Below are 23,643 nucleotides of genomic sequence, written 5' to 3' on the forward strand. Positions count from 1 at the left end.
TCCGATGCAGCAGGCCGAGCGACTCGGCCCCGGCCGGCTTCTGCGGTGTCCGCGCTGTGCGCGGCTTCGCAGTGTCGTGCCGGTGAGTCTTCAGAAGCGTTGACATGCTCCTCGCTATGAAGGGCGAGGATTCTGGCCTTCCCCACCGACCCCCGTGCCGTTACGCGGCGCGGGGGTCGGTGGGGAATCCGTGGCTTCCTGTTTCTTCGCGCTGTGCCAGAAGGGGTTCTGGTCCTACCGGCGCTCCGCAGGCTGATACCGCCAGTCCGGCGGCCCGTTTGACGTTGAGGGCGGCGTTGTGGTCCCGGTCGTGGACGGTGCCGCAGGCGGTACAGGTCCATTCCCGGATGTGGAGGGGTTTGGGTCCGTCGTGGTGCCCGCAGGCGGAGCACACCTGGCTGGTGGGCTCGAACCGCCCGATCTTTACGAAGGTGCGGCCGTACCGTTGCGCCTTGTGCGCCAGCATGCTGATGAACTGAGCCCATCCGGCGTCGTGCACACTCTTGGCCAGCCTGGTGCGGGCCAGTCCCGCCACCGACAGGTCCTCCACGGCGATCCCTTGGTTCTCGGAAATCAGCCTGGTGGAGAGCTGGTGGTGGAACTCGCGGCGCGCGTCGGCGACCTTCACATAAGCGCGGGCAACCTTCAACCGGGCCTTCGACCGGTTCTTTGATCCCTTCTGTTTGCGGGACAGCGCCCGCTGGGCCTTCTTCAGCTTCTTCTCCGCCCGGCGCAGGAAGCGCGGAGAGGCGATCTTCGTACCGTCGGACAGAACCGCGAAGTGGGTCAGGCCGGTCGATGCCGACGGCACAGTCGGTGCCGGGCATCCGGGCGGCGTCGGCGGTGGGGTCGGTGTCGACGACGAAGGAGGCGAAGTGCTGTCCCGCCGCGTCCCTGACCACGGTGACCGAAGAGGGGGTGGCGGGCAGGGTGCGGGACCACTTCACCTTCACCGCGCCGACCTTCGGCAGGCTCAACCGGCCGCTGCCGGTGATGCCCCAGCGGGCGTTGGCGGTGAACCTGACCGACTGCCGCGCGTCCCGCCGCCAAAGGGTTTGCCTCACCCCCGGGCGTGAACGCCGAAGCACTGCGAATGAATCCCGGTAGCGGGCGGGAGAGCGAGGGCGCGTGGGACGGCCGGTTGTGGCCGTTCCGCGCGTCTTGCGTATTCTCGGGGCGTGCTTCTCTCTGACAAGGACATCCGGGCCGAGATCGACGCCGGACGGGTGCGTATCGATCCCTTCGACGACGCCATGGTGCAGCCGTCCAGCATCGACGTACGCCTCGACCGCTACTTCCGGGTGTTCGAGAACCACCGGTACCCCCACATCGACCCGTCCGTCGAGCAGGTGGACCTGACCCGGCTGGTGGAGCCGGAGGGGGACGAGCCGTTCATCCTGCACCCCGGTGAGTTCGTGCTGGCCAGTACGTACGAGGTGATCTCGCTGCCCGACGACCTCGCCTCGCGGCTCGAGGGGAAGAGCTCGCTCGGGCGGCTCGGGCTGGTCACGCACTCCACCGCCGGGTTCATCGACCCCGGGTTCTCCGGGCACGTGACCCTGGAGCTCAGCAACCTCGCGACGCTCCCCATCAAGCTCTGGCCCGGTATGAAGATCGGCCAGCTGTGTATGTTCCGGCTGAGTTCGCCGGCCGAGCACCCGTACGGCAGCGAGCGGTACGGCTCCCGGTACCAGGGGCAGCGCGGGCCGACGGCCTCGCGGTCGTTCCTCAACTTCCACCGGACCCGGGTGTGAGCGGCGGCATGCGCGAGAACCTCGGCTACGAGCAGTTCGGCGTCGCCGTCCGGGAGCTCGCCCAGACCATCGCCGACGACGGGTACGAGCCCGACATCGTGCTCAGCATCGCGCGCGGCGGCGTCTTCGTCGCGGGCGGGCTCGCGTACGCCCTCGACTGCAAGAATCTTCATCTGGTGAACGTCGAGTTCTACACCGGCGTCGGGACCACGCTCGAGATGCCGGTCATGCTCGCGCCCGTGCCCAACGTCATCGACTTCACCGACAAGAAGGTGCTGATCGCCGACGACGTGGCCGACACCGGCAAGACGCTCAAGCTCGTCCGCGACTTCTGCCACGACGCCGTCGCCGAGGTGCGCAGCGCCGTGGTCTACGAGAAGACGCAGTCGCTGGTGAAGTGCGAGTACGTGTGGAAGCGCACCGACGCGTGGATCGACTTCCCGTGGAGCGTGCAGCCGCCCGTCGTCGGGCGGGCCGGGCGGGTTCTCGACGCCTGAGGGGCAGAGACAGGAAAGAGGGGGCTCCCGGCACCGGGAGCCCCCTCCTTCGTGTCAGAACGTGCCGAGCTTCACGATCGACAGCAGTGCGACCAGCTGGATGGCCGAAGCGCCGAGCGCCTTCGGCCAGGGGAGGTCGTGGGAGCGGCTGACCATGATGGTGAGGAGGGCGCCGGCCGCGACCCAGGTGGCCCAGCCGAGGAGCTGGACGAAGGAGGCGTCGCCGCCCGCGAAGATGGCGACGACCAGGCGGGGCGCGTCCGTGATGGACATGATCAGCATGGAGAGGCCGACCGTGGGCTGCCAGGCGCCGTTGCCGCCGAGCTGGCGGGCCAGGGTGTGGGTGACCACGCCGAGGATGAACGCGCTGAGCACCATCGCGACGGAGGTCGTCAGGACGATCGGGACGGCGTTCGACAGCGTGGCGTTGATCGCGTCCTCGCGCGCGGTGTCGAAGCCGAAGACGGCGAGCAGGCCGTAGAGGAAGGAGACGATGAGGGCGGGCGCCCACACCGAGTAGTCGCGCATCCGCAGGAAGGTCTGCGCGGGGGACAGGACGATGCCCTTGAGCAGCTCCTGCCAGCGCAGCCGGGGGCCGACCGGGCCGGGCGGCGGGGCGGAGCCGGCGTGCTGGGGGTCGCCCTGGGTGTAGGGGTCCTCGTTGATCGAGAAGGCCTGGGTGTGACCCGGGTTGTTGGCCGCGTACGGGTCGTGCGGAGCGCCCTGGGTGCCGTGCGGGTATCCGCCGTCACCGAAGTACTCCGGCTCCCCGTGACCGCCGGGGCCACCAGGGCCGCCGGGCCCGCTGGGACGGTGCGCCTGCGGCCAGCCGCCCCCGCCACCGCCGTACGACGGCTGCTGTGGGTACGACGGCTGCGGCGGCGCCTGCGGGTAGCCGTACGACGGCCCCTGCGGCGTCTGCTGCCCGTGCGGGGGGTGTTGCGGTCGCGCGTGAGGAGCGCCGTTGTTCCGGCCGCGTCCGATCCTGAATCCAGCCACGTCCTCGAACGTACCCGGTCCCGGCCTGCCGCGTGCCGGACCCCGGCTTCGGAGCCCGGCTTTGCGGCCGAGCTGTGACATCCCCTAAGGGGTCGTCAGGCGGGTCGTCCGTCCTCCGTAGGACCGCGCCGTCGCGCGGTCCTACGGAGGACGGAGGGACGGGGCCCGGTCAGTCGGCGAAGTTGGAGCCGAAGTACGGGGTGCCCGTCTTGGAGACGCCCGAGGTGGACGCGGCGATGAAGCGGGAGCCGGTGGTGGTGATCTTCGTGCCGTTGGACGGCATGTAGACGATCGCGCCGTCGCCCTTGTCCTCGGCGGAGCCGACGATCAGGTCGTCCTTCCCGTCGCCGGTGACGTCGTCGAGCTTGACGTCGAGGCCGAAGCCGTCGTTGTCCTCGTTGCCGCCCGGGACGCCCGTGTTGTCCTGGTGGAAGGACTGGCCGCCGGAGCTGGTGTTCAGGCCGTTCGCGGTGCCGTAGAGGAGGACGACCATGCCGGTGTCGGCCGCGGCGCCGATGTTCTCGCCGGCGACTCCGATGGCGAGGTCGAGGAAGCCGTCGCCGTTGATGTCGCCGAGGTCGAGTTCGTAGCCGAAGTAGTCGTTGCCCTCGGAGCCGCCGGGCACGTTGCCGGTGTCCTGGGTGATGCCGGTGGCGGAGTCGGTGAGCGGGCCGCCGGCCGAGCCGGAGGTGACCCAGACCTTGCCGCCGTTGGCGGAGTCGGGGATCGGCGTGCCGTCCTCGGTGGTGGAGTTCCAGTAGGCGCCGCTGACGATGTCGCCGAAGCCGTCGTTGTCGATGTCGCCGATCGCGGTGATGACGCCGGGCTTCAGGGACTTGGCCGCGGAGGCCTTCAGTCCGGTGGCGGAGCCGGGGATGAAGAAGTTGCGGTTCCAGCCGTACTCGGAGGTGGTCTCGAAGCCGTCGACGACCAGGTCGGTGGCGCCGCCGTCGACGTCACCGGCGGTCAGGTTCAGCGGGCCGTCCGCCTCGGCGCCCTGGATGGGCGGCGTGACGGTGTAGCGGCCGCCGGACTTGCCCGCGGTGGTGAAGCCGCCCTTGAAGACGTGGATGGCGGCGTGGTCGGTGCCGACGGCCAGGTCGGCCCTGCCGTCACCGTCGAAGTCGCCGGCGGCCAGGTTCTTGCCCCACAGGTCGTGGGAGGAGGGGGCCGGGTCGTTGACGGTGATGCTCTTGCCGGTGATGCCGGAGGCCGAGCCCCACAGGATGGTGAGGAGGCCGCCGTCCTTGTCGCTGCCGAGGTCCTCGTACGGGGCGGAGACGGCGACGTCGTCGTAGCCGTCGCCGTTGAAGTCGGCGTAGGCGTGGTCGTAGCCGAAGTTGTCGCCGGTCTCGGCGCCGCCGGGGACGCCGCTGGTGTCCTGGCTGATGGTGTGGCGCTTGGCGGACGATACGCCGGTGGCCGTGCCGTAGAGGACGGCGAACTGGCCGGCCTGGGCCTTTCCGGCGACGTAGGCGCCGGTGACCGAGGTGGCCACGTCGCCGCGGCCGTCGCCGTTGAAGTCGGCCAGGGCGACGTGCGTGGAGTCGGCGGCCGTCGCGGGCGAGGCGGCGAAGGTGAGCAGACCGCCGGTGAGCGCGACGGCGGTGGCCGAGGCGAGGGCGAGTCTCATGTGTCGGTGCATGCGGGGTCTCCTGCGGCATGCGAGGGACGCCTGGCGGGCATCCGGAGTCGATGAGGTGCCGGGGCCGTCCGGGTTCGCCGGGGGTTGTCCCGGGGTTCACCGACGGTTCGGCGATCATGAGACCGGCGGCGGGGTGTGAGGGTTGTACGGGCAGCCCGTGTTTTTTCGGCGCGGGGGCCCACGGACACGGCTCAGGGGCCGGGGGCCCACGGACACGGCTCAGGGCCCGTCCGAACACGCCCCAGGGGCTGCGGGAGCCCGCCGCGGGACCGTCCGAACACGCCGCATGGGCCGCCGGAGCCCGCCGTAGTCCGCCGCAAGGGCCGTGGGGAGCACGTCGCATGGGCCGCCGGAGCCCGCTGCAGGGGCCGTGGGGAGCACGTCGCAGGGGCCCGAAACCCGCCGCAAGGGCCGCCGGAGCCCGCCGCAAGGGCCGCGGGAGCCCGCCGCATGGGCCGCCGAGACCCGCCGCAGGCCCGTCCGAACACGCCGCAGGGGCCGCCCTGTTCGGACGGCCCCTGCCACGACGCGCGGTCGGTTACTTCACCGGCTCCGGCTGCGGAGCGTTCTCGTTCTCCTCGTCGCCCGCCGGGTCGGCCGGGGTCTTGACGGACTCCAGCAGCAACTGGGCGACGTCGACGACCTGGACGGACTCCTTGGCCACGCCCTCGTTCTTCTTGCCGTTGACCGAGTCGGTCAGCATGACCAGGCAGAACGGGCAGGCCGTGGAGATGATGTCCGGGTTGAGGGAGAGGGCTTCGTCGACGCGCTCGTTGTTGATGCGCTTGCCGATCCGCTCCTCCATCCACATCCGGGCGCCGCCGGCGCCGCAGCAGAAGCCGCGCTCCTTGTGGCGGTGCATCTCCTCGTTGCGCAGGCCCGGGACCTTGCCGATGATCTCGCGCGGGGGCGTGTAGATCTTGTTGTGGCGGCCCAGGTAGCACGGGTCGTGGTAGGTGATGAGGCCCTCGACCGGGGTGACCGGGATCAGCCTGCCCTCGTCCACCAGGTGCTGGAGCAGCTGGGTGTGGTGGATGACCTCGTAGTCGCCGCCGAGCTGCGGGTACTCGTTGCCGAGGGTGTTGAGGCAGTGCGGGCAGGTGGCGACGATCTTCTTCGCCGACTTGGGCTTCGCGGACTCGGGCGTGACCTTGCCGTCGTCGTCCGTCTCCTCGCCGAAGGCGGCGTTGAGGGACATGACGTTCTCCATGCCGAGTTCCTGGAACAGCGGCTCGTTGCCGAGGCGCCGCGCCGAGTCACCGGTGCACTTCTCGTCGCCGCCCATGATGGCGAACTTGACGCCCGCGATGTGGAGGAGCTCCGCGAAGGCCTTCGTGGTCTTCTTGGCGCGGTCCTCCAGGGCGCCGGCGCAGCCGACCCAGTACAGGTACTCGACCTCGGACAGGTCCTCGATGTCCTTGCCGACGACCGGGACCTCGAAGTCGACCTCCTTGGTCCACTCCAGGCGCTGCTTCTTCGCCAGGCCCCAGGGATTGCCCTTCTTCTCCAGGTTCTTGAGCATCGTGCCCGCCTCGGAGGGGAACGCGGACTCGATCATCACCTGGTAGCGGCGCATGTCGACGATGTGGTCGACGTGCTCGATGTCGACCGGGCACTGCTCGACGCAGGCACCGCAGGTGGTGCACGACCACAGGACGTCCGGGTCGATGACGCCGTTCTCTTCCGCCGTGCCGATCAGCGGCCGCTCGGCCTCCGCGAGGGCCGCCGCGGGCACGCCCGCGAGCTGCTCCTCGGAGGCCTTCTCCTCGCCCTCCATCGTCTTGCCGCCGCCCGCCAGCAGATAGGGCGCCTTGGCGTGCGCGTGGTCGCGCAGGGACATGATCAGGAGCTTGGGGGAGAGGGGCTTGCCGGTGTTCCAGGCGGGGCACTGCGACTGGCAGCGGCCGCACTCGGTGCAGGTGGAGAAGTCCAGCAGGCCCTTCCAGGAGAACTGCTCGACCTGGGAGACGCCGAAGACGTCGTCGTCACCGGGGTCGGTGAAGTCGATCGGCTCACCGCCGGACGTCATGGGCTGCAGGGCGCCCAGGGCGGTGCCGCCGGTGGCCTCGCGCTTGAACCAGATGTTCGGGAAGGCGAGGAAGCGGTGCCAGGCCACACCCATGTTGGTGTTGAGCGAGACCACGATCATCCAGATGAAGGACGTCGAGATCTTGATCATGGCGACCAGGTAGACCAGGTTCTGCAGCGCGCCGACCGACAGGCCCTTGAAGGCGAGGACCAGCGGGTACGAGGCGAAGTACGCCGCCTCGTACCCGTCCACGTGGTGCAGCGCGCCCTCCAGGCCGCGCAGCACGTAGATGGCGAGGCCGATGGTGAGGATGACGTACTCGACGAAGTACGCCTGGCCGGCCTTGGAGCCGGCGAAGCGGGACTTGCGGCCCGGGCGCGAGGGCAGGCTCAGCAGCCGGATGACGATGAGTACGGCGATGCCGAGCACGGTCATCACACCGATGAACTCGGTGTACATCTCGAACGGCAGGAAGCCGCCGATCACCGGCAGCACCCAGTCGGCCTGGAAGAGCTGGCCGAACGCCTGGGCGAGGGTCGGCGGCAGTGTCAGGAAGCCGACCGCGACGAACCAGTGGGCGAAGCCGACGATGCCCCACCGGTTCATGCGGGTGTGGCCGAGGAACTCCCGGACCAGGGTCACACTGCGCTGGTAGGGATTGTCGGTCCGGGTGCCTGCCGGGACCGGCTGGCCCAGCTTGAAGTACCGGACGAACTGGCCGATCGCGCGTGCGAGCAGCGCGACGCCGACCACGGTCAGGACCAGCGACACGATGATCGCGGCGAGTTGCATGGGGGCTCCTCGGGCCTGCGAGGGGTTTCGGAGGGGTCTCGGATGGAACTGATGGGATCTTCGTACGGGGACGCTGTCATGGCTCTCACCACGACTTCCCCAGATTACTAAGCGGTAACTTATGCAGTCCGTTCGAGACTACCCGCATCCCCGGCCGCACTGTAGCCGGGCGCGGGGTGATCTGAGTCGCTGAGGGTTGCCTGAGAAGTCCTCTCGGGTGGTGCCGGCCATCGGATCGTGTTATTCACGCTAAATCGGTCCATACGCCCCTAACTTATATCCGTGCTCTACGGGATCGCCGCCACCGCCACCGCCCTGCTGCTCTCCGCCCTTCTCGCGGAGCTGCTGCGGGCCCCCGCCCTGCGTCTGGGAATCCTGGACCGCCGGCGCCGCTGGGCGCTGCCGCTGTCCGGGGGGACGGCCGTCGTGCTCGCCACCGGGCTGGTCGCGGGCCTCGGCGACCGCGCGGGGTTCGCCCCGCTCGGCACCGGGATCGGCCGGGTGCTGGCGGCCGGGGCCTGGGTCGGCGTACTGGGGCTGGCCGCCGACGTATGGCGGCTGCGGTGGTGGATCCCGCTCGGCGGTACGGCCGTGGCGGCGGCGCTCGTCGTGCCGTACGCGGAGACCGGGACGGCCGGGGGCGTGCTCGCCGTGGCGTGGATCGTGGCGGTCGCCGCCGCCTTCCGGGGGCTCGACCACGGCGACGGACTGGCCGGCACCGTCGGGGTGGTGACCGCGTTCGGGGTGGCGGCCTGCGCGGCGGCGGAGCTGATGGAGGGCCTCGCGGTGCTGATGGGCGTGACGGCCGCCGCGCTCGCCGGGTTCCTGCTGCACAACTGGCATCCCGCGCGGGCAGGTCTCGGCGCCGGCGGATCGCTGTTCACGGGGTTCCTGGTGGCCTCGGCGGCGGTGTTCGTACGGGCCGGGCAGGGAATCGGGACCGGTGTGGGGGTGTTGTCCGCCCTGACGGCCGTGGTGTGCGCCGACGCCGTACTGGTGGTCCTCGCGCGGCGGCTGTCGCGGTGGCCCGTGACGCGCGGCCGGCCCGACCACCTCGGACACCGGCTGCGGCGGCTCGGACTCGCGCCCCGCGCGGTGACGGTCCTCATCGGCGCCGGGGCGCTGGGCGGCGTACTGGTGGGGGTGGCCGTGCACACCGGACGGGTGTCCGGGAGCGCGGTGCTCTGGGTGGCGGCGGTCGCCGCCGTGATCGTCCTCGCGCTCGCACGTGTGCCCGTCACCCCCGTTTTCCGTCCCCGTCAGCGCTCGGCCGAGGCGTCTGGGCAGGTCACAGGGCGGTTGCGTGTAAGGAACGGATAAGAGTTGAGTCGGGCAGACTCAGCTCTGTTGACCCCGCGCCGGGTGTCATGCATGCTTGAGTCTGTTCCACTCAAGTCAGCTGGAGGATCAAAATGGCACGTGCGGTCGGCATCGACCTGGGCACGACTAACTCCGTCGTCAGCGTTCTGGAGGGCGGCGAGCCCACCGTCATCACCAACGCCGAGGGCGCCAGGACCACGCCGTCCGTCGTCGCCTTCGCCAAGAACGGTGAGGTGCTGGTCGGCGAGGTGGCCAAGCGTCAGGCGGTCACGAACGTCGACAGGACCATCCGGTCGGTCAAGCGCCACATGGGCACCGACTGGAAGATCGAGCTCGACGGGAAGCCCTTCAACCCGCAGCAGATGAGCGCCTTCGTGCTGCAGAAGCTGAAGCGCGACGCCGAGGCGTACCTGGGCGAGAAGGTCACGGACGCGGTCATCACCGTCCCGGCGTACTTCAACGACGCCGAGCGCCAGGCGACCAAGGAGGCCGGCGAGATCGCCGGTCTGAACGTGCTGCGGATCGTCAACGAGCCCACGGCCGCCGCCCTGGCGTACGGGCTCGACAAGGACGAGCAGGTCATCCTGGTCTTCGACCTCGGTGGCGGTACGTTCGACGTCTCGCTGCTCGAGATCGGCGACGGTGTCGTCGAGGTCAAGGCCACCAACGGTGACAACAACCTCGGTGGTGACGACTGGGACCAGCGCGTCGTCGACTACCTGGTCAAGCAGTTCCAGTCGGGCCACGGCGTGGACCTTGGCAAGGACAAGATGGCGCTCCAGCGTCTGCGCGAGGCCGCCGAGAAGGCGAAGATCGAGCTGTCCTCGTCCACCGAGACCACGATCAACCTCCCCTACATCACCGCCTCCGCCGAGGGCCCCCTGCACCTCGACGAGAAGCTGACCCGCGCCCAGTTCCAGCAGCTGACCGCGGACCTGCTCGAGCGCTGCAAGACGCCGTTCCACAACGTCGTCAAGGACGCCGGCATCCAGCTGTCCGAGATCGACCACGTCGTCCTCGTCGGCGGCTCCACCCGGATGCCCGCCGTCGCCGAGCTCGTCAAGGAGCTGACCGGCGGCAAGGAGGCCAACAAGGGTGTGAACCCGGACGAGGTCGTCTCGATCGGTGCCGCGCTCCAGGCCGGTGTGCTCAAGGGCGAGGTCAAGGACGTCCTGCTGCTCGACGTCACCCCGCTGTCCCTCGGTATCGAGACCAAGGGCGGCATCATGACCAAGCTGATCGAGCGCAACACCACGATCCCGACGAAGCGTTCCGAGATCTTCACCACGGCCGAGGACAACCAGCCGTCCGTGCAGATCCAGGTCTACCAGGGCGAGCGCGAGATCGCCGCGTACAACAAGAAGCTCGGGATGTTCGAGCTGACCGGTCTGCCCCCGGCGCCGCGCGGCGTCCCGCAGATCGAGGTCTCCTTCGACATCGACGCCAACGGCATCATGCACGTGACCGCGAAGGACCTCGGCACGGGCAAGGAGCAGAAGATGACCGTCACCGGCGGCTCCTCGCTGCCGAAGGACGAGGTCGACCGGATGCGCCAGGAGGCCGAGAAGTACGCGGAGGAGGACCACGCCCGCCGCGAGGCCGCCGAGTCCCGCAACCAGGGCGAGCAGCTCGTCTACCAGACCGAGAAGTTCCTCGGCGACAACGAGGACAAGGTCCCCGGTGACGTCAAGGCCGAGGTCGAGGCCGCCGTCGCCGAGCTGAAGGAGAAGCTCAAGGGCGAGGACTCCGCCGAGATCCGCACCGCCACGGAGAAGGTCGCGGCCGTCTCCCAGAAGCTGGGCCAGGCCATGTACGCCGACGCCCAGGGCGCCCAGGCGGCCGGTGGCCCGTCCGCCGGTGCCGGGGAGGCCAGGGCCGACGACGACGTCGTCGACGCCGAGATCGTCGACGAGGACCGGAAGGACGGTGCGGCGTGACCGAGGAGACCCCGGGCTTCGACGAGCAGTCGCAGCAGCCCGACGTCCCCTCCGACGAGACCGAGCCGAAGGCCGCCGCCACACCCTCCCCGGAGGGGGAGGCGGCCCCGGCCGGCGACTCCGGCCAGGAAGCGGCACTGGTGGCCCAGCTGGACCAGGCCCGCTCGGCGCTCGGTGAGCGCACGGCGGACCTCCAGCGCCTCCAGGCCGAGTTCCAGAACTACCGCCGCCGGGTCGAGCGGGACCGCGTCGCGGTCAAGGAGGTCGCCATCGCGAACCTCCTGACCGAGCTGCTCCCCGTCCTCGACGACGTCGGCCGCGCCCGTGAACACGGCGAGCTGGTCGGCGGCTTCAAGTCCGTCGCGGAGTCGCTGGAGACGATCATCGCCAAGATGGGTCTCCAGCAGTTCGGCAAGGAGGGCGAGCCCTTCGACCCGACGATCCACGAGGCCCTGATGCACAGCTACGCGCCGGACGTCACCGAGACGACATGCGTGGCGATCCTGCAGCCCGGGTATCGCATCGGCGAGCGCACCATCCGCCCCGCGCGGGTGGCCGTCGCCGAACCGCAGCCCGGCGCCCAGCCGGCGCAGGCCGAGGACGCCACCGAGGCCGGCGAGGAGAAGGACAACGGCCCTGAAGAGGGCTGACCGTAGGAAGGAGGGACGTCGGGGATGAGCACCAAGGACTTCATCGAGAAGGACTACTACAAGGTCCTCGGCGTCCCCAAGGACGCCACCGAGGCCGAGATCAAGAAGGCGTACCGGAAGCTCGCCCGCGAGTTCCACCCGGACGCCAACAAGGGCAACGCCAAGGCGGAGGAGCGCTTCAAGGAGATCTCCGAGGCGAACGACATCCTCGGGGACCCCAAGAAGCGCAAGGAGTACGACGAGGCGCGCGCCCTCTTCGGCAACGGCGGGTTCCGTCCGGGGCCGGGCGGGGGCGGCGGTGGCTCCTTCAACTTCGACCTGGGTGACCTCTTCGGGGGTCAGGCCGGCGGCCAGCAGGCGGGCGGCGGCTTCGGCGGCGGCATCGGTGACGTCTTCGGGGGTCTGTTCAACCGCGGCGGCGCGGGCGCGGGTACGCGTACCCAGCCGCGCCGCGGCCAGGACATCGAGTCCGAGGTGACGCTCAGCTTCACCGAGGCGATCGAGGGCGCGACCGTCCCGCTGCGGATGTCGTCGCAGGCGCCCTGCAAGGCCTGTTCGGGCACCGGCGACAAGAACGGCACACCGCGTGTGTGCCCGACCTGCGTCGGCACCGGGCAGGTGGCGCGGGGCTCCGGCGGCGGTTTCTCCCTCACGGACCCCTGCCCCGACTGCAAGGGCCGCGGTCTGATCGCGGAGGAGGCCTGCGAGATCTGCAAGGGCAGCGGCCGGGCCAAGTCCTCGAGGACCATGCAGGTGCGCATCCCCGCGGGCGTCAGCGACGGGCAGCGGATCCGGCTGCGCGGCAAGGGCGCGCCGGGCGAGCGCGGCGGCCCCGCCGGTGATCTGTATGTCGTCGTGCACGTCGGCAGTCACCCGGTGTTCGGCCGCAAGGAGGACAACCTCACCGTCACGGTCCCGGTGACGTTCACCGAGGCCGCCCTCGGCGGCGAGGTCCGGGTCCCGACCCTCGGCGGCCCACCGGTCACGCTGAAGCTGCCGGCGGGCACGCCCAACGGCCGCACGATGCGCGCCCGGGGCAAGGGCGCGGTCCGCAAGGACGGCAGCCGCGGTGATCTGCTGGTCACCGTGGAGGTGAGTGTTCCCACGGACCTGTCGGGGAAGGCTCGTGACGCGCTGGAGGCGTATCGCGAGGCGACCGCGGAGGAGGATCCGCGGGCGGAGCTGTTCCAGGCCGCGAAGGGAGCATGATCTGAATGGACGGCCGTCGACGCAATCCGTATGAACTGACCCAGGACACCCCGGTCTACGTCATTTCGGTGGCGGCCCAGCTTTCCGGTCTGCACCCGCAGACGCTGCGCCAGTACGACCGGCTGGGTCTCGTGTCGCCGGACCGTACGGCCGGCCGGGGTCGCCGCTATTCGGCCCGCGACATCGAACTGCTCCGCCAGGTGCAGCAGTTGTCGCAGACCGAGGGCATCAACCTGGCCGGGATCAAGCGCATCATCGAACTGGAGAACCAGGTCGCCGCGCTCCAGGCCCGGGTGGCCGAGATGGAGGCCGCCCTCGACGGGGCGGCCACGGCGATGCGTCAGCGCGAGGCCGCGGTGCACGCCTCGTACCGCCGTGACCTGGTGCCCTACCAGGAAGTGCAGCAGACCAGCGCGCTGGTGGTGTGGCGGCCGAAGCGGCAGCAGCCCGACTGAGCCGCGGTGTGAAGTGAGCCGGGAGGCCCGGAGGTTCGCCGAACCTCCGGGCCTCCCGGCTTATGTCCGCACACATGTGTGGCTATGGTATGGCTGCGTGTCCAGATGATCCTCGCCGAGCTTCCGCAGGTCTCTCACGAGTTCAGCACACCGTGCTGTGTCCATCTCGTTAAGTGGTTGACCTTGACGCCGGCGGGGGCTGAAGCGTTGGCTTTTCAGTCACATGGGCCGCAATGCTGTGCCCACGTCCGAAACGCACCTGAAGTGAGCCCTCGCATGCGTCGTCGTATCGCCATATCCGTGGCCGCCACCTCCATGTCCGTCATGCTCGCCGGATGCGGCGTGCTCAACGCGACGGGGAGCAGCGACGACGCGAGCCCGACCAAGGGGGACGACATCACCGTCGGGCTGCTGCTCCCGGAGAAGGCCAACACCCGGTACGAGCAGTTCGACTACCCCATTTTCAAGACGAAGGTGGAGTCGCTCACCAACAAGAAGGGCACCGTCGAGTACGCCAACGCGGAGGCGGACGCCGGCAAGCAGGCGAGCCAGCTGCAGAACATGATCGACGACAGGGTCGACGTCATCGTGCTGGACGCGGTCGACGCGCACGCCATCGCGGACGGCGTGCAGAAGGCCAAGGACGCGGGCATCCCCGTCATCGCCTACGACCGGCTGGCCGAGGGGCCGATCGACGCGTACATCTCCTTCGACAACGAGCTGGTCGGCGAGGTGCAGGGCCGTTCCCTGCTGCAGTCCCTGGGCGAGGACGCGAGCATCACCGACAAGATCGTGATGATGAACGGCTCGTCGACCGACCCCAACGCCAAGCAGTTCAAGGCCGGCGCGCTCGCCGTGCTCAAGGGCAAGGTGACGATCTCCAAGTCCTTCGACACCAAGGACTGGAAGCCGGAGAACGCCCAGGCCAACATGACCGAGGCGATCAACGCGATCGGCGCGGGCGACATCAAGGCGGTGTACTCCGCCAACGACGGCATGGCGGGCGGCATCGTGAAGGCGCTGGAGGCCGCCGGCGTGACCAGCCTGCCCCCGATCACCGGCCAGGACGCCGAACTCGCGGCGGTGCAGCGGATCCTCACCGGCGAGCAGTACATGAGCGTGTACAAGTCCTACCCGGAGGAGGCCGAGAGCGCCGCGGAGATGGCCGTCGCCAAGGTCCAGGGCAAGGACATCCAGTTCGACGCGCTGACCCGTGACCGGGTGGACAGCCCCACCGCCAAGGACATCCCGGCGCAGCTCGTCCCGGTGGTCGCGCTGACGAAGGAGAACATCGCGACCACCGTCGTCGCCGACAAGATCTACGACGTCTCGGACATCTGCACGGCGGACTTCAAGGCGGCCTGCGCGGAGATCAAGCTGAAGTAGCCGCCGCCCGTCGATATTCGGCCACCCGCCGGTCCCCGGACCGCCGCCGGAACCGGTGCGTGTTGCACAGCCGGTTCCGGCCGCGCATAGTTGCGCTGCGGAAAGTGGCTGAACCGGGGGTGGGACGGGCGATGGCCGGGCACGGGACGGACGAGCATCCACACGGTGCTGACCGACTGTGCGAGGCCGGGGATCGTGTGTATTCCCGGGCCGTACGGCGCGGACGGCTGCCGCGCCGGGACGCCGAGCCGGTGCCGTGCCTGCTGGAACTGGCCCTGCTGCACCCGGACCCCGACGACATGGACTGGCTGGTGCCGACCTCCCCGCAGGAGGTCATGACCCGGCTGCTGCGCGGGATGTACGAGGACATCAGCGCCAGTCAGCGCCGGGTGGGTTCGGCCGTGTCGGCCTTCGAGTGGTACGCCGGTCTGGGCCGCCGGCTGTCCGCCGCGCCGACGGCCGCCGAGGGGCCGGCGATCCGGGTGCTGGACGGGGTGGCGCGCATCCAGGCGGCGATGGACGAGGCGACCCAGGCGTGCACCACCGAGGTGCTCACCGTCCAGCCGGGCGGTATCCGGCGTGAGGCGGAGCTGTCCGAGGGACTGCACCGGGCGATGGCGCTGCGCGGGCGCGGGGTGCGGATGCGGGACCTCTACACGCATGTGGCCCGGCACGGGCACGGGCTGCTCAGCTATCTCGAGCTGATGGGCGACGCGGTGGAGGCGCGCACGCTCGACGAGGTGATCGAGCGGCTGATCCTGTTCGACCGTACGGTCGCGTTCATTCCCGCCAACAGCGAGCGGTCCATGGCGCTGGAGCTGCGGCATCCGGCGCTGGTGGAGTACCTGGGCACGGTCTTCGACCGGCTGTGGCGGCTCGCGATCCCGCTGACCGCGCCGCTGCCGGACACCGGGATCGAGGGCATCTCACACCGGGAGCAGTCCATCGCGGCGCTGCTGGCGGAGGGGCACCAGGACGCGGTGATCGCGGAACGGCTGGGAATCAGTGTCCGTACGTGCCGGGCGCACATCGCGCGCCTGTCGGAGACGCTGGGGGCGGCGAGCCGTACGCAACTGGGTGTGCGCATAGCCCAGACGGGCCTGCACACCCCGCGTCCGCACGCGACGGTCCCGCCGGACCCACGCTGAGCCCTCCGGGGCGGGGCGCGGGTGCCGGCGCCGCGGTGGTCGCCCCGCCGGGTCGCCTCGCCCCCGCCGCCCCTTCCCGTCCCGACCCCGGGGCTCCGCCCCGGACCCCGTTCCGCAGGTCGCTGCGGGACTCTCCCCGAGCGGGGGAGGGCGGTGGGTGCCGACGGAGTCCAGGGCGCGGCCCCGACCCCGTCGCGCCCGGGGCTGCGCCCCGAAACCCCGGTGCGGGCGGCGTTGTGGTGAGCCGGACGCCGGGTGGGCTACCGCGCGCGGTCCAGGATGCCCGCGCGGGCGATCAGGTAGCCGAGCTGGGCTCGGCTGTTGCTGCCCAGGGTGGCCGCCAGTTTCGCTATGTGCTCGCGGGCCGTGCGGATGTTCATGCCCAGCCGGTCGGCGATCACCGCGTCGGTGTGGCCCTCGACGAGGAGGCTCGCGATGGCGTGCTGGCGGGGGGTGACGGTGCCCGGGGAGGGCAGGCGGGCGGCCAGGGGGTGCATGGGGGTGGCCAGGCGCCACAGGCGGTCGAACGCGGTGGCGAGGTAGGAGACCAGGGCCGGGTGGCGGACCTCCAGGGCCAGGCTCCGGTCGCTGTTGGCGGGGACGAACGCGACCGCGCCGTCCACGAGGATGAGGCGTTCGGTGACCTCGTCGAGGGTGCGGGCCTCGACATCGCCCGTCAGACGTTCGTAGCGGGCGAGCACGGTGGGGGCGTGCCGCAGTGTGTGCGGGTAGAGCGTGCGGATACGGCCGCCGCGGTCGAGGAACGCCTGGTCCCGTGCCAGGGCGAGCTCGTACTCCGGGGTGGGCGGGCCGACGTGGCCCTCGCGCGGATGGATGGCCAGGAGCTGGTCACCGGCCCCGGCCAGTTCCTCCGCGATCGCCCGGACGATGCGGTCCTTGCCGCTGATCAGCCGCAGTGTCGGCGTCTCCGCCGCCGCCGAGGTGCCGTACGGCAGGAAGGAGGCGAAGGTCTCGGCCAGCCGCTCCTCGCGCCGTCTGTCCTCCGCGACACGTTCCGCGGAGCGCCGCAGCAGCCGCTGGAGGGCCACCAGGGGCGTGACCGGCTCCCACCGCTCCGGATCGTCCACGGCGGGCTGCAACAGGCCCAGATCGGCCATGCAGGGCACCTGCTGGGCCTCCGGGGCGCTCACGCCCCCCTCGCGCAGGGCGCGTTCGTACAGGGCGGCCCCCGTGGCGCAGAGCTCCTCCGCCTCGTGCCCCTCGTGCGCCGGCGAGGTCACTTCGTGTCTCCCTCCTGATGGAGGATCCCGGACTCCGCGATGAGATAACCCAGTTGGGCCCGGCTGCCGCTGCCGAGGGTGGCGGCGAGTTTGGCGATGTGGGCCCGGCAGGTCCGTACGTTCATACCGAGGCGGCGCGCGATGGCCTCGTCGACGTGGCCCTCCACCAGCAGTTTGGCGATGGAGTGCTGTATCTCCGGTATGCCGTCGGGTGCCGTCTCGTAGGGTGTGCCGGCGGTCAGCGGGACCGCGCGGCTCCACATGAACTCGAACACCTTGATCAGATACCGGACGAGCCCCGTGTGCCGGAGCTCCAGCGCGACCTGGCGGTCGTCCTGCACGGGGATGAAGGCGACCGTCTCGTCGCAGATGATGAGACGCTCCACCAGTTCGTCGATGGTGCGGTACTCCGCCCGGCCGTTGGCGAACTGCTCGACGTACGACAGCCGCTCGGGGTTGAACCGCGCGGTGTGCTGATAGAGGGTGCGTATGCGCACACCGCGCTCGATGAGCAGCCGGTCGCGCTCGAAGCCCTGCAGCAGGCTGCGTTCGGGCCGGTGGCCGCTCGGCTGGACGGTCAGCATCTCCGTACGGCACTGGGCGGTGGCCAGGTCCAGCGCGCTGTTGATGCGGTCGTTGCCCTCGAGCACCGTGATGGAGTGGGTGGGGGCGATCTCCTGGGCGCTCAGCGACATGAACGGCTCGAAAGTGTCGGCGAGTTCGATCGACAGCTTTCTGCGCTCGGTGATCTCCCGCTCCAGCGGGCTCAGCCGCTGCGCCAGCGCGATCGAGGGCAGCACGGGACGCAGCCACTGGGCGTCGTCCGGATCCGGATGAAGGAGGGCGAAATCCATCAAGCAGGGCGCGGGCTCCACTTCCGCGCGGGTGATACGTCCCGCGCGGAGAGCATTCGCGTACAGTCGCACCCCCTCCTCGCACAGCTCAGTCACCGCATGAGGATGTGCCGTATTAGTCTGTTTCGTTCCCAAATCTCCACCCCCCAGGGTCCTGAACATGCAGGAACATGATGCACCGATCGTGTGGCCATGACGTGCCCGAATGAGCCATCGTCGTACTCGACGGGGGACAGAGGGGACCTTCAAGTGAGGACGAAGCCGACTATGGGTAAGAAAATGCTTCGCTCGGTGCTTGTCGCCGCCTTCTCCGTCGGTGTGGCCTTCGGGGTGGTCAGCGGCTTCTCCGAGACGAAGGGAGACGTCCTGGCGGACAGCGTGTGGCCGCCGATCGTCGCCCAGGACGCACCCGCGGGCGACAGTGTGTGGGCGGCAGGGCCGGCGCGTACGGATGACAGCGTGTGGGCTTGACATGAGTACTCCACCCGACGACCGCTCCTTCCGCCGTGAGATGGCTACCGCCTACCGGTCCGGATGGCACTTCATCGACCTGGTCACCGCTATCCCCCACAGCGGCGACTCGTTGATGGTGACCGTCTTCGGTGAGCCGGTCGTCGTCACCCGCGACGAGGACGAGGACGTACGGGCGTACCGGTGCCTGAGGCGGCCCAGGGGGGCGCCGAAGCCCGTACGGTGTGCCATCCGGTACGGAATGATCTTTGTGAACCTGGACCAGCGGGACCACCGGCAGGTGGAGTCCGACTCCCCTGCCCCCCGGACCATCTCTGCCACCCCCCGCAGTGCCTGACGCGATTCCCCCGTCGTAAAAGATCGCGCAGGTGCTTCCCCCCGCAGCGGCGTCACCGTGACCTGAACACGGTGACGCCGCTGCAGTTTCGGGGGAAGAATCCGGGTATCGGCCGGATCGGGCGATGACCGAAAACAATCGTGACCGGCAGGCCCGCCTCACCCCCGCCCCATCGCGCGTGTGAGCGCGATCTCGATGACGACCCGCGACGGATTCGGCCGCGGCGTCCGCCCGTAGCGCTCCGCGTACCGCCGCTCCGCCTCCGCGACCCGCTCCCGCTCGCCGCGGACCACGGCCCGCCCCTCCAGCGTCGCCCACCGCCGGCCGTCCACCTGGCACACCGCCACGACCGCGCCCTCGGCCGCCAGCACATGGCGCACCTTCGCGCTGGACTTGTTCGCGACCACCCGAGCGAGCCGGGCCTCCGGGTCGTATGTGACGGCGACGGGCACCACGTGCGGGGTGCCGTCCGGACGGAGGGTGGTCAGGGTGCACAGGTGCTTCTCGCGCCAGAAGCTGAGATACGACGCGTCCGGATCGCCCGGATCCACCGAATACGAGGCCATGACCCAGGAACTTAGTACCGGAGGTACTCCCGTCCGCAGCCTTGAGTGGCATAGACTCAAGTTTGTGTACGTTGACCGAGTCAGCCACGAAGGCCGCTGAAGGGTCACCGCAAGGAGGAGAACGGATACGTGGACGCCGAGCTGACCAACCGGAGCCGGGAAGCGATCCAGGCCGCCGGCAACCGGGCCGTGACCGAGGGACACCCCGACCTCACCCCCGCCCACCTGCTGCTCTCCCTGCTCGCCGGGCAGGAGAACGAGAACATCACCGACCTGCTCGCCGCCGCCGACGCGGACCAGGCCGCCGTACGCTCCGGCGCCGAGCGCGTCCTCGCCGGCCTGCCGAGCGTCACCGGGTCGACCGTCGCACCGCCCCAGCCGAACCGTGAACTCCTCGCCGTCATCGCCGACGCCCAGTCCCGCGCCCGCGACCTCGGCGACGAGTACCTCTCGACCGAGCACCTCCTCATCGGCATCGCCGCCAAGGGCGGAGCCGCCGGCGAGGTCCTCACGAAGCAGGGCGCCACCGCGAAGAAGCTCCAGGACGCCTTCCAGAAGGCCCGCGGAGCCCGCCGGGTCACCACCGCCGACCCCGAGGGCCAGTACAAGGCCCTGGAGAAGTTCGGCACCGACCTCACCGCCTCCGCCCGCGAGGGCAGGCTCGACCCGGTCATCGGACGCGACCAGGAGATCCGCCGCGTCGTCCAGGTCCTGTCCCGCCGCACCAAGAACAACCCCGTCCTCATCGGCGAACCCGGTGTCGGCAAGACCGCGGTCGTCGAAGGCCTCGCCCAGCGCATCGTCAAGGGTGACGTCCCCGAGTCCCTGAAGAACAAGCGGCTCGTCGCCCTCGACCTCGGCGCCATGGTCGCCGGCGCCAAGTACCGCGGCGAGTTCGAGGAACGCCTCAAGACCGTCCTCGCCGAGATCAAGAACTCCGACGGCCAGATCATCACCTTCATCGACGAACTCCACACCGTCGTCGGCGCGGGCGCGGGCGGCGACTCCGCCATGGACGCCGGCAACATGCTCAAGCCCATGCTCGCCCGCGGCGAACTCCGCATGGTCGGCGCCACCACCCTCGACGAATACCGCGAGCGCATCGAGAAGGACCCGGCCCTGGAGCGCCGCTTCCAGCAGGTCCTCGTCGCCGAACCGACCGTCGAGGACTCCATCGCCATCCTCCGCGGGCTCAAGGGCCGCTACGAGGCCCACCACAAGGTCCAGATCGCCGACAGCGCCCTCGTCGCCGCCGCCACCCTCTCCGACCGCTACATCACCTCCCGCTTCCTCCCCGACAAGGCCATCGACCTCGTCGACGAGGCCGCCAGCCGGCTCCGTATGGAGATCGACTCCTCACCCGTCGAGATCGACGAACTCCAGCGCGCCGTCGACCGGTTGCGCATGGAGGAACTCGCCCTCGGCAAGGAGACCGACGCCGCCTCCCTCGAACGCCTGGAGCGGCTGCGCCGCGACCTCGCCGACAAGGAGGAGGAACTGCGCGGCCTCACCGCCCGCTGGGAGAAGGAGAAGCAGTCCCTCAACCGGGTGGGCGAACTGAAGGAGAAGCTCGACGAGCTGCGCGGCCAGGCCGAACGCGCCCAGCGCGACGGCGACTTCGACACCGCCTCCAAGCTCCTCTACGGCGAGATCCCGGGTGTGGAACGCGACCTGGAGGCCGCCTCCGAGGCCGAGGAGGAGGCCTCCAGGGACACCATGGTCAAGGAGGAGGTCGGCGCCGACGACATCGCCGACGTCGTCGCCTCCTGGACCGGCATCCCCGCCGGGCGTCTCATGGAGGGCGAGACCCAGAAGCTCCTGCGCATGGAGGACGAACTCGGCAGGCGCCTCATCGGCCAGACCGAGGCCGTACGCGCCGTCTCCGACGCCGTACGCCGCAGCCGCGCCGGCATCGCCGACCCCGACCGCCCCACCGGCTCCTTCCTCTTCCTCGGCCCCACGGGCGTCGGCAAGACCGAGCTGGCGAAGGCCCTCGCCGACTTCCTCTTCGACGACGAGCGGGCCATAATCCGTATCGACATGTCGGAGTACGGCGAGAAGCACTCCGTCGCCCGCCTCGTCGGCGCGCCCCCCGGCTACATCGGCTACGAGGAGGGCGGCCAGCTCACCGAGGCGGTCCGCCGCCGCCCGTACAGCGTGGTCCTCCTCGACGAGGTCGAGAAGGCCCACCCCGAGGTCTTCGACATCCTGCTCCAGGTCCTCGACGACGGCCGTCTCACCGACGGCCAGGGCCGCACGGTCGACTTCCGCAACACCATCCTGGTGCTGACCTCCAATCTGGGCAGCCAGTACCTGGTCGACCCGGTGGCGACCGAGGCGGAGAAGAAGGAACAGGTGCTGGAGGTGGTCCGTGCCTCCTTCAAGCCCGAATTCCTCAACCGGCTCGACGACCTCGTGGTCTTCTCGGCCCTGTCGAAGGAGGAGCTGAGCCGGATCGCGCGGCTCCAGATCGACGCGCTGGCCCGCCGGCTCGCCGAGCGCCGGCTGACCCTGGAGGTCACCGACACGGCCCTGACCTGGCTGGCCGACGAGGGCATGGACCCGGCCTACGGCGCCCGCCCGCTGCGCCGCCTGGTCCAGACCGCCATCGGCGACCGCCTGGCCCGGGAGATCCTCTCCGGCGAGATCAAGGACGGCGACACGGTCCGCGTCGACCGCCACGGCGACGACCTGATCGTGGGCCCGGCGACGGGCAAGACGCTGTAGTCACGGCCGTGAGGGCCCTTCCGGCGGCGGAGGGGCCCTCGCTCACAGCGTGAACGCGGCGAACCGCACGCGCGCGGTGCCGGCGTCCTCGTGCACCACGCTCACCTGGACCGTGTCGGCGCTCACGCTCTGCGGCAGGCCCTCCGCCTCCCCCAGCCCCAGACACAGATCCGCGTCCTCGTCCGGGCAGGACTCCGTCTTCGGGGCGGGCGCGTCCGGATAGGTGCGCGCCAGCCAGTCCCGGACGTCCGCGCGCGGCATCCGGAATTCCGCCCGGTAGTGCAGGTCCTGCCATCCCTCCCGGGTGCAGATCCCGGCCGGCTGGGCACCCGGAGGGAGTGCCGCACCGCCGAAGCGGAGGACGTTCGCGCAGGGCACCTCTCGCGCCGCACCGCCGAGCGGGCGGTCGTCGGACTCGGAGAAGACGATGCCGACGAAGACGACGAGAAGGGGGATCAGGACCAGCGCCGGAAGGATCACGATGAGCGCGAACATCCCCCACCGGGTCCGCCCCGTGACCCGCTCCCCGGACCGTGCCGCCATCGTGCCCCCGCTCGCCGCGTCCCGCTGTTCATCCGACCGGCCAGATCATGTCAGCCGGGGGCGGACAGGCCCCGTCGGGGCTTGCCACCCCCCTCCCCGCATGAGGGAGGATGGCAGGATCCGTACGAAGGGAAATTCACGGTGACCATCGACCCGTCCTCGATTCCGAATTTCGGGGGCCAGCCCGAGCCGCAGCCGCAAGGACCGGCGGGCCCCGTCGTCCCGGATCAGGACCTCGTGAAGCAGCTCCTCGACCAGATGGAGCTCAAGTACGTCGTCGACGACGAGGGTGACCTCGCGGCGCCGTGGGAGCAGTTCCGCACCTACTTCATGTTCCGTGGGGAGGACGATCAGCAGATCTTCTCCGTGCGGACGTTCTACGACCGGTCGCACCAGATCGACGACAAGCCGCAGCTGCTCGAGTCGGTCGACGACTGGAACCGGCGCACGCTGTGGCCCAAGGTCTACACCCACACCCATGACGACGGCACGGTCCGTCTCATCGGTGAGGCGCAGATGCTGATCGGCATGGGCGTCAGCCTGGAGCACTTCGTCTCGTCGACGGTGAGCTGGGTGCGGGCCGCGATCGAGTTCGACAAGTGGCTCGTCGAGCAGCTCGGCCTGGAGCAGGAGATCAACGAGGCGGACAAGCCCGAGGACGACGAGTAGTCCGTCCGGTTCCGTCCTACGCGTTCGCCCCCTCCCCGCGTGAGCGGCCGGAGGGGGCGAACGCGTGTGGTCAGGCCGCTGCGCGGCTGCGCCGGTACGCCACCCAGCCGGTGGGGGCCGTGCCGCCGCTCGCGCCGCCGGTGCCCGGCGGGTCCGTGTCGTCCGGGGCCGGTGTGCCGTCGTCGTCCGTGGCGACCGGGGTCCGGCCGGTGAACGCGACCGGGACCTTGACGTCCTGGGAGCCGGAGAGGGCGTGGTCGGCGCGAGTGGCCAGGACGCACGTCGCCTTGAAGCGGTCGGTGTACTCGTCCTCGGCGTCGACGGTGCGCTCGACGCCGTCCCTGATCGACGCGGCGGGCGGTGTCGACGCGGGTGCCGGGACCGGCCTGGACCGGCCCTTCGCCCCGCTCACCA

At 70.2% G+C, this 23,643-nt stretch carries 21 protein-coding genes and 1 pseudogene; 13 read left to right on the forward strand and 9 right to left on the reverse strand.

Features of this window, described 5'->3' with window-relative positions; all coding sequences use genetic code 11:
* Positions 1-160: 160 nt before the first annotated feature.
* Positions 161-1,106, reverse strand: a pseudogene (locus tag ACGFR9_RS20965) (RNA-guided endonuclease InsQ/TnpB family protein); the annotation flags it as partial.
* A 72-nt stretch (positions 1,107-1,178) separates the two neighbouring features.
* Between ACGFR9_RS20965 and dcd the strand changes: the two are divergent.
* Together dcd and ACGFR9_RS20975 are read left to right on the forward strand one after the other, a co-directional pair.
* Positions 1,179-1,754 carry a dCTP deaminase gene (dcd, locus tag ACGFR9_RS20970; protein ID WP_311641879.1) on the forward strand — a complete coding sequence of 192 codons (576 nt, stop codon included), beginning with the start codon at positions 1,179-1,181 and terminating at the stop codon, positions 1,752-1,754.
* An 8-nt stretch (positions 1,755-1,762) separates the two neighbouring features.
* Positions 1,763-2,251: a phosphoribosyltransferase gene (locus tag ACGFR9_RS20975; RefSeq protein WP_393210688.1), complete on the forward strand. Its 489-nt coding sequence runs from the start codon at positions 1,763-1,765 to the stop codon at positions 2,249-2,251.
* A gap of 54 nt (positions 2,252-2,305) precedes the next feature.
* Here ACGFR9_RS20975 and ACGFR9_RS20980 read toward each other — a convergent pair whose 3' ends face one another.
* The 3 genes from ACGFR9_RS20980 to ACGFR9_RS20990 form a co-directional block, all read right to left on the reverse strand.
* Positions 2,306-3,331 carry a Yip1 family protein gene (locus ACGFR9_RS20980; protein ID WP_393210691.1) on the reverse strand — a complete coding sequence of 342 codons (1,026 nt, stop codon included), beginning with the start codon at positions 3,329-3,331 and terminating at the stop codon, positions 2,306-2,308.
* An 88-nt stretch (positions 3,332-3,419) separates the two neighbouring features.
* A complete protein-coding gene (locus tag ACGFR9_RS20985) occupies positions 3,420-4,895 on the reverse strand; it encodes a VCBS repeat-containing protein (protein WP_393210694.1) in 1,476 nt (491 codons plus the stop codon).
* Positions 4,896-5,433: 538 nt separating this feature from the next.
* Entirely contained in the window at positions 5,434-7,716 is a 2,283-nt protein-coding gene (locus ACGFR9_RS20990) for a (Fe-S)-binding protein (RefSeq protein WP_393210696.1), read from the reverse strand.
* A gap of 282 nt (positions 7,717-7,998) precedes the next feature.
* Between ACGFR9_RS20990 and ACGFR9_RS20995 the strand changes: the two genes are divergently transcribed.
* The 7 genes from ACGFR9_RS20995 (at position 7,999) to ACGFR9_RS21025 (ending at position 15,821) form a co-directional block, all read left to right on the forward strand.
* A complete protein-coding gene (locus tag ACGFR9_RS20995) occupies positions 7,999-9,036 on the forward strand; it encodes an MraY family glycosyltransferase (protein WP_393210699.1) in 1,038 nt (345 codons plus the stop codon).
* Positions 9,037-9,128: 92 nt separating this feature from the next.
* Positions 9,129-10,973 (forward strand): molecular chaperone DnaK, encoded by a 1,845-nt coding sequence (dnaK, locus tag ACGFR9_RS21000; RefSeq protein ID WP_393210702.1) that lies wholly within the window; start codon positions 9,129-9,131, stop codon positions 10,971-10,973.
* The gene (gene grpE / locus ACGFR9_RS21005; RefSeq protein ID WP_393210705.1) at positions 10,970-11,623 is read left to right on the forward strand and encodes a nucleotide exchange factor GrpE; all 654 of its coding nucleotides are present in this window, start codon (positions 10,970-10,972) and stop codon (positions 11,621-11,623) included. Before dnaK ends, grpE begins: the two co-directional genes overlap by 4 nt.
* A gap of 24 nt (positions 11,624-11,647) precedes the next feature.
* Positions 11,648-12,832 (forward strand): molecular chaperone DnaJ, encoded by a 1,185-nt coding sequence (dnaJ, locus tag ACGFR9_RS21010; RefSeq protein ID WP_393210708.1) that lies wholly within the window; start codon positions 11,648-11,650, stop codon positions 12,830-12,832.
* 5 nt (positions 12,833-12,837) lie between these two features.
* Positions 12,838-13,287 (forward strand): heat shock protein transcriptional repressor HspR, encoded by a 450-nt coding sequence (locus ACGFR9_RS21015; protein WP_311641899.1) that lies wholly within the window; start codon positions 12,838-12,840, stop codon positions 13,285-13,287.
* A 276-nt stretch (positions 13,288-13,563) separates the two neighbouring features.
* Positions 13,564-14,673, forward strand: a complete 1,110-nt coding sequence (locus ACGFR9_RS21020) for a sugar ABC transporter substrate-binding protein (protein ID WP_393210711.1) — start codon at positions 13,564-13,566, stop codon at positions 14,671-14,673.
* A 131-nt stretch (positions 14,674-14,804) separates the two neighbouring features.
* Complete coding sequence (locus ACGFR9_RS21025; protein ID WP_393211245.1) at positions 14,805-15,821, forward strand: LuxR C-terminal-related transcriptional regulator; 1,017 nt, start codon at positions 14,805-14,807, stop codon at positions 15,819-15,821.
* Between the two features lie 260 nt (positions 15,822-16,081).
* On the opposite strand, the gene ACGFR9_RS21030 is transcribed toward ACGFR9_RS21025, so the two are convergent.
* Positions 16,082-17,062, reverse strand: coding sequence for a helix-turn-helix transcriptional regulator (locus tag ACGFR9_RS21030; RefSeq protein WP_393210714.1), 981 nt, complete (start codon positions 17,060-17,062; stop codon positions 16,082-16,084).
* A complete protein-coding gene (locus ACGFR9_RS21035) occupies positions 17,059-18,078 on the reverse strand; it encodes a helix-turn-helix transcriptional regulator (protein ID WP_393210717.1) in 1,020 nt (339 codons plus the stop codon). Before ACGFR9_RS21035 ends, ACGFR9_RS21030 begins: the two co-directional genes overlap by 4 nt.
* Positions 18,079-18,183: 105 nt before the next feature.
* Between ACGFR9_RS21035 and ACGFR9_RS21040 the strand changes: the two genes are divergently transcribed.
* Both ACGFR9_RS21040 and ACGFR9_RS21045 read left to right on the forward strand, forming a co-directional pair.
* On the forward strand, positions 18,184-18,387 hold the full coding sequence (locus ACGFR9_RS21040; protein WP_393210720.1) for a hypothetical protein: 204 nt from the start codon (positions 18,184-18,186) through the stop codon (positions 18,385-18,387).
* 1 nt (position 18,388) lies between these two features.
* Positions 18,389-18,724, forward strand: a complete 336-nt coding sequence (locus ACGFR9_RS21045) for a hypothetical protein (protein ID WP_393210723.1) — start codon at positions 18,389-18,391, stop codon at positions 18,722-18,724.
* A 158-nt stretch (positions 18,725-18,882) separates the two neighbouring features.
* On the opposite strand, the gene ACGFR9_RS21050 is transcribed toward ACGFR9_RS21045, so the two are convergent.
* Complete coding sequence (locus ACGFR9_RS21050; protein WP_311641905.1) at positions 18,883-19,290, reverse strand: TIGR03618 family F420-dependent PPOX class oxidoreductase; 408 nt, start codon at positions 19,288-19,290, stop codon at positions 18,883-18,885.
* A gap of 129 nt (positions 19,291-19,419) precedes the next feature.
* Between ACGFR9_RS21050 and clpB the strand changes: the two genes are divergently transcribed.
* On the forward strand, positions 19,420-22,017 hold the full coding sequence (gene clpB, locus ACGFR9_RS21055) for an ATP-dependent chaperone ClpB (RefSeq protein WP_393210726.1): 2,598 nt from the start codon (positions 19,420-19,422) through the stop codon (positions 22,015-22,017).
* Positions 22,018-22,059: 42 nt separating this feature from the next.
* Here the strand turns inward: clpB and ACGFR9_RS21060 are convergent, their stop codons facing one another.
* Positions 22,060-22,560, reverse strand: a complete 501-nt coding sequence (locus ACGFR9_RS21060) for a hypothetical protein (RefSeq protein WP_393210729.1) — start codon at positions 22,558-22,560, stop codon at positions 22,060-22,062.
* Positions 22,561-22,701: 141 nt separating this feature from the next.
* Between ACGFR9_RS21060 and ACGFR9_RS21065 the strand changes: the two genes are divergently transcribed.
* Positions 22,702-23,229, forward strand: a complete 528-nt coding sequence (locus ACGFR9_RS21065) for a YbjN domain-containing protein (RefSeq protein ID WP_030214842.1) — start codon at positions 22,702-22,704, stop codon at positions 23,227-23,229.
* A gap of 70 nt (positions 23,230-23,299) precedes the next feature.
* Here ACGFR9_RS21065 and ACGFR9_RS21070 read toward each other — a convergent pair whose 3' ends face one another.
* The gene (locus ACGFR9_RS21070; RefSeq protein ID WP_393210733.1) at positions 23,300-23,641 is read right to left on the reverse strand and encodes a hypothetical protein; all 342 of its coding nucleotides are present in this window, start codon (positions 23,639-23,641) and stop codon (positions 23,300-23,302) included.
* Positions 23,642-23,643 lie beyond the last annotated feature (2 nt).

Origin of the sequence: Streptomyces sp. NPDC048584 (assembly GCF_043199595.1) — a bacterium.
In the GTDB taxonomy this organism is placed as follows: domain Bacteria; phylum Actinomycetota; class Actinomycetes; order Streptomycetales; family Streptomycetaceae; genus Streptomyces; species Streptomyces edwardsiae.

Bases quoted from the DNA above. Each gene is read 5' to 3' on its own strand.
- ACGFR9_RS20985 (WP_393210694.1), bottom strand. From the start codon at position 4,895: ATGCACCGACACATGAGACTCGCCCTCGCCTCGGCCACCGCCGTCGCG.
- ACGFR9_RS21035 (WP_393210717.1), bottom strand. From the start codon at position 18,078: ATGTTCAGGACCCTGGGGGGTGGAGATTTGGGAACGAAACAGACTAAT.
- dnaK (WP_393210702.1), top strand. From the start codon at position 9,129: ATGGCACGTGCGGTCGGCATCGACCTGGGCACGACTAACTCCGTCGTC.
- ACGFR9_RS20990 (WP_393210696.1), bottom strand. From the start codon at position 7,716: ATGCAACTCGCCGCGATCATCGTGTCGCTGGTCCTGACCGTGGTCGGC.
- ACGFR9_RS21050 (WP_311641905.1), bottom strand. From the start codon at position 19,290: ATGGCCTCGTATTCGGTGGATCCGGGCGATCCGGACGCGTCGTATCTC.
- ACGFR9_RS21045 (WP_393210723.1), top strand. From the start codon at position 18,389: ATGAGTACTCCACCCGACGACCGCTCCTTCCGCCGTGAGATGGCTACC.
- ACGFR9_RS21025 (WP_393211245.1), top strand. From the start codon at position 14,805: ATGGCCGGGCACGGGACGGACGAGCATCCACACGGTGCTGACCGACTG.
- ACGFR9_RS20975 (WP_393210688.1), top strand. From the start codon at position 1,763: ATGCGCGAGAACCTCGGCTACGAGCAGTTCGGCGTCGCCGTCCGGGAG.
- ACGFR9_RS20980 (WP_393210691.1), bottom strand. From the start codon at position 3,331: ATGTCACAGCTCGGCCGCAAAGCCGGGCTCCGAAGCCGGGGTCCGGCA.
- ACGFR9_RS21060 (WP_393210729.1), bottom strand. From the start codon at position 22,560: ATGGCGGCACGGTCCGGGGAGCGGGTCACGGGGCGGACCCGGTGGGGG.
- ACGFR9_RS21040 (WP_393210720.1), top strand. From the start codon at position 18,184: ATGGGTAAGAAAATGCTTCGCTCGGTGCTTGTCGCCGCCTTCTCCGTC.
- ACGFR9_RS21020 (WP_393210711.1), top strand. From the start codon at position 13,564: ATGCGTCGTCGTATCGCCATATCCGTGGCCGCCACCTCCATGTCCGTC.
- dnaJ (WP_393210708.1), top strand. From the start codon at position 11,648: ATGAGCACCAAGGACTTCATCGAGAAGGACTACTACAAGGTCCTCGGC.
- ACGFR9_RS21015 (WP_311641899.1), top strand. From the start codon at position 12,838: ATGGACGGCCGTCGACGCAATCCGTATGAACTGACCCAGGACACCCCG.